At 49.8% G+C, this 11,675-nt stretch carries 6 tRNA genes and 6 rRNA genes; all 12 read right to left on the minus strand.

Annotated elements, in window-relative coordinates:
• Positions 1–2: 2 nt before the first annotated feature.
• The 12 genes from rrf (MCT08_RS00005) to MCT08_RS00060 all read right to left on the minus strand — a co-directional run bounded on the left by rrf (MCT08_RS00005) (position 3) and on the right by MCT08_RS00060 (position 11,046).
• A 5S ribosomal RNA gene (gene rrf / locus MCT08_RS00005) occupies positions 3–118 on the minus strand.
• 83 nt (positions 119–201) lie between these two features.
• Positions 202–3,093, minus strand: a 23S ribosomal RNA gene (locus MCT08_RS00010).
• Positions 3,094–3,454: 361 nt separating this feature from the next.
• A tRNA-Val gene (locus tag MCT08_RS00015) sits at positions 3,455–3,530 on the minus strand.
• 43 nt (positions 3,531–3,573) lie between these two features.
• Positions 3,574–3,649 (minus strand) — tRNA-Ala (locus MCT08_RS00020).
• A gap of 44 nt (positions 3,650–3,693) precedes the next feature.
• Positions 3,694–3,769: transfer RNA gene (locus MCT08_RS00025), tRNA-Lys, on the minus strand.
• 1 nt (position 3,770) lies between these two features.
• A tRNA-Glu gene (locus MCT08_RS00030) sits at positions 3,771–3,846 on the minus strand.
• A gap of 88 nt (positions 3,847–3,934) precedes the next feature.
• Positions 3,935–5,481, minus strand: a 16S ribosomal RNA gene (locus tag MCT08_RS00035).
• Positions 5,482–5,848: 367 nt separating this feature from the next.
• Positions 5,849–5,964 (minus strand): 5S ribosomal RNA (gene rrf, locus MCT08_RS00040).
• Positions 5,965–6,047: 83 nt separating this feature from the next.
• A 23S ribosomal RNA gene (locus tag MCT08_RS00045) occupies positions 6,048–8,939 on the minus strand.
• Positions 8,940–9,237: 298 nt separating this feature from the next.
• Positions 9,238–9,313 (minus strand) — tRNA-Ala (locus MCT08_RS00050).
• A gap of 44 nt (positions 9,314–9,357) precedes the next feature.
• Positions 9,358–9,434, minus strand: a tRNA-Ile gene (locus MCT08_RS00055).
• A 65-nt stretch (positions 9,435–9,499) separates the two neighbouring features.
• Positions 9,500–11,046, minus strand: a 16S ribosomal RNA gene (locus MCT08_RS00060).
• Together the 16S, 23S and 5S rRNA genes with 6 tRNA genes alongside form the textbook arrangement of a ribosomal RNA operon.
• Positions 11,047–11,675: the final 629 nt, after the last annotated feature.

Raw genomic sequence — 11,675 nt, forward strand, 5'->3', positions numbered from 1 at the left:
AAGCCTGGCGATGTCCTACTCTCACATGGGGAAGCCCCACACTACCATCGGCGCTATTGCGTTTCACTTCTGAGTTCGGCATGGAGTCAGGTGGGTCCGCAACGCTATGGTCGCCAAGCAAATTCTTTAATTCGGAAAGCTGTCTTCGTTCTTCACATTCAATGTTCTTCTATTGAGTCCACAAAACCCCTTCGGTGTTGTATGGTTAAGCCTCACGGGCAATTAGTATTGGTTAGCTCAACGCCTCGCAGCGCTTACACACCCAACCTATCAACGTTCTAGTCTTGAACAACCCTTTAGGACACTTAAAGTGCCAGGGAAGACTCATCTCAGGGCTCGCTTCCCGCTTAGATGCTTTCAGCGGTTATCGATTCCGAACTTAGCTACCGGGCAATGCTACTGGCGTAACAACCCGAACACCAGAGGTTCGTCCACTCCGGTCCTCTCGTACTAGGAGCAGCCCCCTTCAATCTTCCAACGCCCACGGCAGATAGGGACCGAACTGTCTCACGACGTTCTAAACCCAGCTCGCGTACCACTTTAAATGGCGAACAGCCATACCCTTGGGACCGACTTCAGCCCCAGGATGTGATGAGCCGACATCGAGGTGCCAAACACCGCCGTCGATATGAACTCTTGGGCGGTATCAGCCTGTTATCCCCGGAGTACCTTTTATCCGTTGAGCGATGGCCCTTCCATTCAGAACCACCGGATCACTATGACCTACTTTCGTACCTGCTCGAATTGTCATTCTCGCAGTTAAGCGGGCTTATGCCATTGCACTAACCACACGATGTCCAACCGTGTTTAGCCCACCTTCGTGCTCCTCCGTTACTCTTTGGGAGGAGACCGCCCCAGTCAAACTACCCACCAGGCACTGTCCGCAACCCCGATTAGGGGCCAACGTTAGAACATCAAAACTACAAGGGTGGTATTTCAAGGACGACTCCACGCAATCTAGCGACTGCGCTTCTAAGTCTCCCACCTATCCTACACATGTAGGTTCAATGTTCAGTGCCAAGCTGTAGTAAAGGTTCACGGGGTCTTTCCGTCTAGCCGCGGGTACACTGCATCTTCACAGCGATTTCAATTTCACTGAGTCTCGGGTGGAGACAGCGTGGCCATCATTACGCCATTCGTGCAGGTCGGAACTTACCCGACAAGGAATTTCGCTACCTTAGGACCGTTATAGTTACGGCCGCCGTTTACCGGGGCTTCGATCAAGAGCTTCGACCTAAGTCTAACCCCATCAATTAACCTTCCGGCACCGGGCAGGCGTCACACCGTATACGTCATCTTACGATTTTGCACAGTGCTGTGTTTTTAATAAACAGTTGCAGCCACCTGGTATCTGCGACTCTCAGTAGCTCCATCCGCTAGGGACTTCACCGCCAAGAGCGTACCTTCTCCCGAAGTTACGGTACCATTTTGCCTAGTTCCTTCACCCGAGTTCTCTCAAGCGCCTTGGTATTCTCTACCCGACCACCTGTGTCGGTTTGGGGTACGATTGCTTATAATCTGAAGCTTAGAGGCTTTTCCTGGAAGCATGGCATCAATGACTTCACACCCGTAGGTGCTCGACGTCGTGTCTCAGCCTAACAAGAAACCGGATTTACCTAGTCTCTTAGCCTACGCACTTGAACCTGGACAACCGTCGCCAGGCCCACCTAGCCTTCTCCGTCCCCCCATCGCAATTATAAGCAGTACGGGAATATTAACCCGTTTCCCATCGACTACGCTTTTCAGCCTCGCCTTAGGGGTCGACTTACCCTGCCCCGATTAACGTTGGACAGGAACCCTTGGTCTTCCGGCGTGGGGGTTTTTCACCCCCATTATCGTTACTCATGTCAGCATTCGCACTTCTGATACCTCCAGCATGCTTTACAACACACCTTCAACGGCTTACAGAACGCTCCCCTACCCCACAATCTTACGATTGCAGCCGCAGCTTCGGTTTACTACTTAGCCCCGTTACATCTTCCGCGCAGGCCGACTCGACCAGTGAGCTATTACGCTTTCTTTAAATGATGGCTGCTTCTAAGCCAACATCCTGGCTGTCTGAGCCTTCCCACATCGTTTCCCACTTAGTAGTAATTTGGGACCTTAGCTGGCGGTCTGGGTTGTTTCCCTCTCCACGACGGACGTTAGCACCCGCCGTGTGTCTCCCGGATAGTACTTACTGGTATTCGGAGTTTGCAAAGGGTTGGTAAGTCGGGATGACCCCCTAGCCTTAACAGTGCTCTACCCCCAGTAGTATTCGTCCGAGGCGCTACCTAAATAGCTTTCGGGGAGAACCAGCTATCTCCGAGTTTGATTGGCCTTTCACCCCTAGCCACAAGTCATCCGCTAATTTTTCAACATTAGTCGGTTCGGTCCTCCAATTGATGTTACTCAATCTTCAACCTGCCCATGGCTAGATCACTCGGTTTCGGGTCTATATCCAGAGACTAAAGCGCCCAGTTAAGACTCGGTTTCCCTACGGCTCCCCTATACGGTTAACCTTGCCACTGAATATAAGTCGCTGACCCATTATACAAAAGGTACGCAGTCACAGGACAAAGCCTGCTCCTACTGCTTGTACGTACACGGTTTCAGGTTCTATTTCACTCCCCTCACAGGGGTTCTTTTCGCCTTTCCCTCACGGTACTGGTTCACTATCGGTCAGTCAGTAGTATTTAGCCTTGGAGGATGGTCCCCCCATATTCAAACAGGATATCACGTGTCCCGCCTTACTCGTTTTCACTTAGAATGACGTGTCGGTTACGGGGCTATCACCCTTTATTGCCACGCTTTCCAGCGTGTTCACCTGCATCATTTAAAGCTTAAGGGCTAGTCCAATTTCGCTCGCCGCTACTTTCGGAATCTCAGTTGATTTCTTTTCCTTCGGGTACTTAGATGTTTCAGTTCCCCGAGTTCGCCTCGCTGCGCTATGTATTCACGCAGCGATACTAGCTTATGCTAGTGGGTTTCCCCATTCGGAAATCGTAGACTCAAGTGGCTTTTACTGCCTAATCTACGCTTATCGCAAGTTAATACGTCCTTCATCGCCTCTGACTGCCAAGGCATCCACCGTGTACGCTTAGTCACTTAACCATACAACCCGAAGAAGTTTCGTGTTGATGACAAGTCACCAAGGTTTAGTGTCTCTCTTTATTGAATGAGCGAGAGACATTTCGATTTTGCCGGACTCAATTTTGAAAACTTACCGCAGTAAGCTTTCCCAAGAACACTTGAATGTGTTTGGTATCAACACATAAACGTGTTGATATTGAGAACTTTTATTTGATAACAACAAAAAATCACGTTGTTATCAGTCAGCTTTCCAAATTGTTAAAGAGCGAGTGTTATTCCCAAAGGAATGAATCACTTTCTAATGACTTTCAGCGTCAAACAAACCAACCAGTTCAATTACTTAATCTGGTTTGGAAGTGTGCATCCAAAAATCCTTAGAGAGTGGTGGGCGATACCGGGCTCGAACCAGTGACCCCCTGCTTGTAAGGCAGGTGCTCTCCCAACTGAGCTAATCGCCCACATTGTTTTCTTACCTAAAGTAAGCATTTCCGTGGGAGGAAATGGTGGAGCTATGCGGGATCGAACCGCAGACCTCCTGCGTGCAAGGCAGGCGCTCTCCCAGCTGAGCTATAGCCCCGAATTTATTTTCTTACCTAAAGTAAGCATTTCCGCGGGAGGAAATGGTGGGTCGTGCAGGATTCGAACCTGCGACCAATTGATTAAAAGTCAACTGCTCTACCAACTGAGCTAACGACCCATGGTATCCCGTAGGGGAGTCGAACCCCTGTTACCGCCGTGAAAGGGCGGTGTCCTAGGCCTCTAGACGAACGGGACACTAAGTGGCGAATGTTTGGGAACATTCTTTCTCTAAAACTGTATAAACCATCAATCTGTGTGGACACTCATCAGTGTAATCATCGTATAAGGAGGTGATCCAGCGCCAGGTTCCCCTAGCGCTACCTTGTTACGACTTCACCCCAGTCATGAACCACAAAGTGGTGAGCGTCCTCCCCGAAAGGTTAAACTACCCACTTCTTTTGCAGCCCACTCCCATGGTGTGACGGGCGGTGTGTACAAGGCCCGGGAACGTATTCACCGTGGCATTCTGATCCACGATTACTAGCGATTCCGACTTCATGGAGTCGAGTTGCAGACTCCAATCCGGACTACGACGCACTTTTTGGGATTCGCTCACTTTCGCAAGTTGGCTGCCCTCTGTATGCGCCATTGTAGCACGTGTGTAGCCCTACTCGTAAGGGCCATGATGACTTGACGTCGTCCCCACCTTCCTCCGGTTTATCACCGGCAGTCTCCCTGGAGTTCCCGACATTACTCGCTGGCAAACAAGGATAAGGGTTGCGCTCGTTGCGGGACTTAACCCAACATTTCACAACACGAGCTGACGACAGCCATGCAGCACCTGTCTCAGAGCTCCCGAAGGCACTCCTGCGTCTCCGCTGGATTCTCTGGATGTCAAGAGTAGGTAAGGTTCTTCGCGTTGCATCGAATTAAACCACATGCTCCACCGCTTGTGCGGGCCCCCGTCAATTCATTTGAGTTTTAATCTTGCGACCGTACTCCCCAGGCGGTCTACTTAACGCGTTAGCTCCGAAAGCCACGGCTCAAGGCCACAACCTCCAAGTAGACATCGTTTACGGCGTGGACTACCAGGGTATCTAATCCTGTTTGCTCCCCACGCTTTCGCATCTGAGTGTCAGTATCTGTCCAGGGGGCCGCCTTCGCCACCGGTATTCCTTCAGATCTCTACGCATTTCACCGCTACACCTGAAATTCTACCCCCCTCTACAGTACTCTAGTCCGCCAGTTTCAAATGCAGTTCCGAGGTTGAGCCCCGGGCTTTCACATCTGACTTAACGAACCACCTGCATGCGCTTTACGCCCAGTAATTCCGATTAACGCTCGCACCCTCCGTATTACCGCGGCTGCTGGCACGGAGTTAGCCGGTGCTTCTTCTGTCGCTAACGTCAAATGATGCTGCTATTAACAACACCACCTTCCTCACGACTGAAAGTACTTTACAACCCGAAGGCCTTCTTCATACACGCGGCATGGCTGCATCAGGCTTGCGCCCATTGTGCAATATTCCCCACTGCTGCCTCCCGTAGGAGTCTGGACCGTGTCTCAGTTCCAGTGTGGCTGATCATCCTCTCAGACCAGCTAGGGATCGTCGCCTTGGTGAGCCATTACCTCACCAACTAGCTAATCCCACCTAGGCATATCCTGACGCGAGAGGCCCGAAGGTCCCCCTCTTTGGCCCGTAGGCATCATGCGGTATTAGCCATCGTTTCCAATGGTTATCCCCCACATCAGGGCAATTTCCTAGGCATTACTCACCCGTCCGCCGCTCGTCATCTTCAAAAGCAAGCTTTTGAAATGTTACCGCTCGACTTGCATGTGTTAGGCCTGCCGCCAGCGTTCAATCTGAGCCATGATCAAACTCTTCAATTAAAGTTTTGTTGGTCCTAAGACCGGCTCAATGAATACTGACTTCAAAACTGCTTTTACTCGAAAGTAAAAAATAATTTTAAAGCTATTGTTGTTCCAACAGAACAACAATGAATTGACTGTGCCAAAATCAAGTAAACTTGATTCTGATTGGTCACTCAGTTCATTGATAAATCTTTTTCGATTATCATCAACGAGTGCCCACACAGATTGATAGGTTTATATTGTTAAAGAGCTTGCCTTTCAGTGCCTTAACACCTAAGCAGGACGCGTATAATACGCTTTCCACTTTGAAAGTCAACATAAAACTCTCACATTTTCATGAGAATATTATGGTGACTCGTCTCAATGAGACCAGTCGGAAATTAAAGCCTGGCGATGTCCTACTCTCACATGGGGAAGCCCCACACTACCATCGGCGCTATTGCGTTTCACTTCTGAGTTCGGCATGGAGTCAGGTGGGTCCGCAACGCTATGGTCGCCAAGCAAATTCTTTAATTCGGAAAGCTGTCTTCGTTCTTCACATTCAATGTTCTTCTATTGAGCCCACAAAACCCCTTCGGTGTTGTATGGTTAAGCCTCACGGGCAATTAGTATTGGTTAGCTCAACGCCTCGCAGCGCTTACACACCCAACCTATCAACGTTCTAGTCTCGAACAACCCTTTAGGACACTTAAAGTGCCAGGGAAGACTCATCTCAGGGCTCGCTTCCCGCTTAGATGCTTTCAGCGGTTATCGATTCCGAACTTAGCTACCGGGCAATGCTACTGGCGTAACAACCCGAACACCAGAGGTTCGTCCACTCCGGTCCTCTCGTACTAGGAGCAGCCCCCTTCAATCTTCCAACGCCCACGGCAGATAGGGACCGAACTGTCTCACGACGTTCTAAACCCAGCTCGCGTACCACTTTAAATGGCGAACAGCCATACCCTTGGGACCGACTTCAGCCCCAGGATGTGATGAGCCGACATCGAGGTGCCAAACACCGCCGTCGATATGAACTCTTGGGCGGTATCAGCCTGTTATCCCCGGAGTACCTTTTATCCGTTGAGCGATGGCCCTTCCATTCAGAACCACCGGATCACTATGACCTACTTTCGTACCTGCTCGAATTGTCATTCTCGCAGTTAAGCGGGCTTATGCCATTGCACTAACCACACGATGTCCAACCGTGTTTAGCCCACCTTCGTGCTCCTCCGTTACTCTTTGGGAGGAGACCGCCCCAGTCAAACTACCCACCAGGCACTGTCCGCAACCCCGATTAGGGGCCAACGTTAGAACATCAAAACTACAAGGGTGGTATTTCAAGGACGACTCCACGCAATCTAGCGACTGCGCTTCTAAGTCTCCCACCTATCCTACACATGTAGGTTCAATGTTCAGTGCCAAGCTGTAGTAAAGGTTCACGGGGTCTTTCCGTCTAGCCGCGGGTACACTGCATCTTCACAGCGATTTCAATTTCACTGAGTCTCGGGTGGAGACAGCGTGGCCATCATTACGCCATTCGTGCAGGTCGGAACTTACCCGACAAGGAATTTCGCTACCTTAGGACCGTTATAGTTACGGCCGCCGTTTACCGGGGCTTCGATCAAGAGCTTCGACCTAAGTCTAACCCCATCAATTAACCTTCCGGCACCGGGCAGGCGTCACACCGTATACGTCATCTTACGATTTTGCACAGTGCTGTGTTTTTAATAAACAGTTGCAGCCACCTGGTATCTGCGACTCTCAGTAGCTCCATCCGCTAGGGACTTCACCGCCAAGAGCGTACCTTCTCCCGAAGTTACGGTACCATTTTGCCTAGTTCCTTCACCCGAGTTCTCTCAAGCGCCTTGGTATTCTCTACCCGACCACCTGTGTCGGTTTGGGGTACGATTGCTTATAATCTGAAGCTTAGAGGCTTTTCCTGGAAGCATGGCATCAATGACTTCACACCCGTAGGTGCTCGACGTCGTGTCTCAGCCTAACAAGAAACCGGATTTACCTAGTCTCTTAGCCTACGCACTTGAACCTGGACAACCGTCGCCAGGCCCACCTAGCCTTCTCCGTCCCCCCATCGCAATTATAAGCAGTACGGGAATATTAACCCGTTTCCCATCGACTACGCTTTTCAGCCTCGCCTTAGGGGTCGACTTACCCTGCCCCGATTAACGTTGGACAGGAACCCTTGGTCTTCCGGCGTGGGGGTTTTTCACCCCCATTATCGTTACTCATGTCAGCATTCGCACTTCTGATACCTCCAGCATGCTTTACAACACACCTTCAACGGCTTACAGAACGCTCCCCTACCCCACAATCTTACGATTGCAGCCGCAGCTTCGGTTTACTACTTAGCCCCGTTACATCTTCCGCGCAGGCCGACTCGACCAGTGAGCTATTACGCTTTCTTTAAATGATGGCTGCTTCTAAGCCAACATCCTGGCTGTCTGAGCCTTCCCACATCGTTTCCCACTTAGTAGTAATTTGGGACCTTAGCTGGCGGTCTGGGTTGTTTCCCTCTCCACGACGGACGTTAGCACCCGCCGTGTGTCTCCCGGATAGTACTTACTGGTATTCGGAGTTTGCAAAGGGTTGGTAAGTCGGGATGACCCCCTAGCCTTAACAGTGCTCTACCCCCAGTAGTATTCGTCCGAGGCGCTACCTAAATAGCTTTCGGGGAGAACCAGCTATCTCCGAGTTTGATTGGCCTTTCACCCCTAGCCACAAGTCATCCGCTAATTTTTCAACATTAGTCGGTTCGGTCCTCCAATTGATGTTACTCAATCTTCAACCTGCCCATGGCTAGATCACTCGGTTTCGGGTCTATATCCAGAGACTAAAGCGCCCAGTTAAGACTCGGTTTCCCTACGGCTCCCCTATACGGTTAACCTTGCCACTGAATATAAGTCGCTGACCCATTATACAAAAGGTACGCAGTCACAGGACAAAGCCTGCTCCTACTGCTTGTACGTACACGGTTTCAGGTTCTATTTCACTCCCCTCACAGGGGTTCTTTTCGCCTTTCCCTCACGGTACTGGTTCACTATCGGTCAGTCAGTAGTATTTAGCCTTGGAGGATGGTCCCCCCATATTCAAACAGGATATCACGTGTCCCGCCTTACTCGTTTTCACTTAGAATGACGTGTCGGTTACGGGGCTATCACCCTTTATTGCCACGCTTTCCAGCGTGTTCACCTGCATCATTTAAAGCTTAAGGGCTAGTCCAATTTCGCTCGCCGCTACTTTCGGAATCTCAGTTGATTTCTTTTCCTTCGGGTACTTAGATGTTTCAGTTCCCCGAGTTCGCCTCGCTGCGCTATGTATTCACGCAGCGATACTAGCTTATGCTAGTGGGTTTCCCCATTCGGAAATCGTAGACTCAAGTGGCTTTTACTGCCTAATCTACGCTTATCGCAAGTTAATACGTCCTTCATCGCCTCTGACTGCCAAGGCATCCACCGTGTACGCTTAGTCACTTAACCATACAACCCGAAGAAGTTTCGTGTTGATGACAAGTCACCAAGGTTTAGTGTCTCTCTTTATTGAATGAGCGAGAGACATTTCGATTTTGCCGGACTCAATTTTGAAAACTTACCGCAGTAAGCTTTCCCAAGAACACTTGAATGTGTTTGGTATCAACACGTAAACGTATTGATATTGAGAACTTTTATTTGATAACAACAAATCACGTTGTTATCAGTCAGCTTTCCAAATTGTTAAAGAGCAAGATTTTCTGATGAAAACCATTTTTAAGAACACTTAAGCAAATGTGCTTAAAGATGGTGGAGCTATGCGGGATCGAACCGCAGACCTCCTGCGTGCAAGGCAGGCGCTCTCCCAGCTGAGCTATAGCCCCATCAGGTGTGTGATACTGTGTGCCAATCTTCGATTAAGAAGAATTGGTGGGTCTGAGTGGACTTGAACCACCGACCTCTCGCTTATCAGGCGAACGCTCTAACCACCTGAGCTACAGACCCAGCATCGTCTCTAAAACTGTATAAACCATCAATCTGTGTGGACACTCATCAGTGTAATCATCGTATAAGGAGGTGATCCAGCGCCAGGTTCCCCTAGCGCTACCTTGTTACGACTTCACCCCAGTCATGAACCACAAAGTGGTGAGCGTCCTCCCCGAAAGGTTAAACTACCCACTTCTTTTGCAGCCCACTCCCATGGTGTGACGGGCGGTGTGTACAAGGCCCGGGAACGTATTCACCGTGGCATTCTGATCCACGATTACTAGCGATTCCGACTTCATGGAGTCGAGTTGCAGACTCCAATCCGGACTACGACGCACTTTTTGGGATTCGCTCACTTTCGCAAGTTGGCTGCCCTCTGTATGCGCCATTGTAGCACGTGTGTAGCCCTACTCGTAAGGGCCATGATGACTTGACGTCGTCCCCACCTTCCTCCGGTTTATCACCGGCAGTCTCCCTGGAGTTCCCGACATTACTCGCTGGCAAACAAGGATAAGGGTTGCGCTCGTTGCGGGACTTAACCCAACATTTCACAACACGAGCTGACGACAGCCATGCAGCACCTGTCTCAGAGCTCCCGAAGGCACTCCTGCGTCTCCGCTGGATTCTCTGGATGTCAAGAGTAGGTAAGGTTCTTCGCGTTGCATCGAATTAAACCACATGCTCCACCGCTTGTGCGGGCCCCCGTCAATTCATTTGAGTTTTAATCTTGCGACCGTACTCCCCAGGCGGTCTACTTAACGCGTTAGCTCCGAAAGCCACGGCTCAAGGCCACAACCTCCAAGTAGACATCGTTTACGGCGTGGACTACCAGGGTATCTAATCCTGTTTGCTCCCCACGCTTTCGCATCTGAGTGTCAGTATCTGTCCAGGGGGCCGCCTTCGCCACCGGTATTCCTTCAGATCTCTACGCATTTCACCGCTACACCTGAAATTCTACCCCCCTCTACAGTACTCTAGTCCGCCAGTTTCAAATGCAGTTCCGAGGTTGAGCCCCGGGCTTTCACATCTGACTTAACGAACCACCTGCATGCGCTTTACGCCCAGTAATTCCGATTAACGCTCGCACCCTCCGTATTACCGCGGCTGCTGGCACGGAGTTAGCCGGTGCTTCTTCTGTCGCTAACGTCAAAGAATACCGCTATTAACGATACCCCCTTCCTCACGACTGAAAGTACTTTACAACCCGAAGGCCTTCTTCATACACGCGGCATGGCTGCATCAGGCTTGCGCCCATTGTGCAATATTCCCCACTGCTGCCTCCCGTAGGAGTCTGGACCGTGTCTCAGTTCCAGTGTGGCTGATCATCCTCTCAGACCAGCTAGGGATCGTCGCCTTGGTGAGCCATTACCTCACCAACTAGCTAATCCCACCTAGGCATATCCTGACGCGAGAGGCCCGAAGGTCCCCCTCTTTGGCCCGTAGGCATCATGCGGTATTAGCCATCGTTTCCAATGGTTATCCCCCACATCAGGGCAATTTCCTAGGCATTACTCACCCGTCCGCCGCTCGTCATCTTCAAAAGCAAGCTTTTGAAATGTTACCGCTCGACTTGCATGTGTTAGGCCTGCCGCCAGCGTTCAATCTGAGCCATGATCAAACTCTTCAATTAAAGTTTTGTTGGTCCTAAGACCGGCTCAATGAATACTGACTTCAAAACTGTTTTTACTCGAAAGTAAAAAGTAATTTTAAAGCTATTGTTGCTCCAACAGAACAACAATGAATTGACTGTGCCGCTTATTGGATTTCACTTTTTAATAAAAAGTGAAATCAAAAAGCATTCGAACTATTGCTAGTTCAGGTCACTCAGTTCATTGATAAATCTTTTTCGATTATCATCAACGAGTGCCCACACAGATTGATAGGTTTATATTGTTAAAGAGCGTTCTTCGTTTGGTTGCCGTGGCTTCCTTGGAAGAGGCGGCCATTCTAGCGAGATAATTTTTTGTGTCAAACACTTTTTTAAATTATTTCGTCTTACCGATTTGACCTACTGATTGACTGGCTAGTGGGGCTTAAACCCTTACTGGCTGTGCCGTGTCAGTGAGGTCGCATTATAGAGATCATCATCACATTGGCAAGTGTTATTTTCATAAAATTGCAAAAATAAAGCTTAATAGGCTAATTTGCGTTCAAAGCCTCATTTATTCAACTTTACTAAGATATAGCAAACACCTTACCCACAGACTTATACACAAACCAATCTCGAAGACGCAATAGCTCTTACGAAAAAAGAGCTGT

This window comes from Vibrio aestuarianus (assembly GCF_028858425.1).
Taxonomy (GTDB): domain Bacteria; phylum Pseudomonadota; class Gammaproteobacteria; order Enterobacterales; family Vibrionaceae; genus Vibrio; species Vibrio aestuarianus.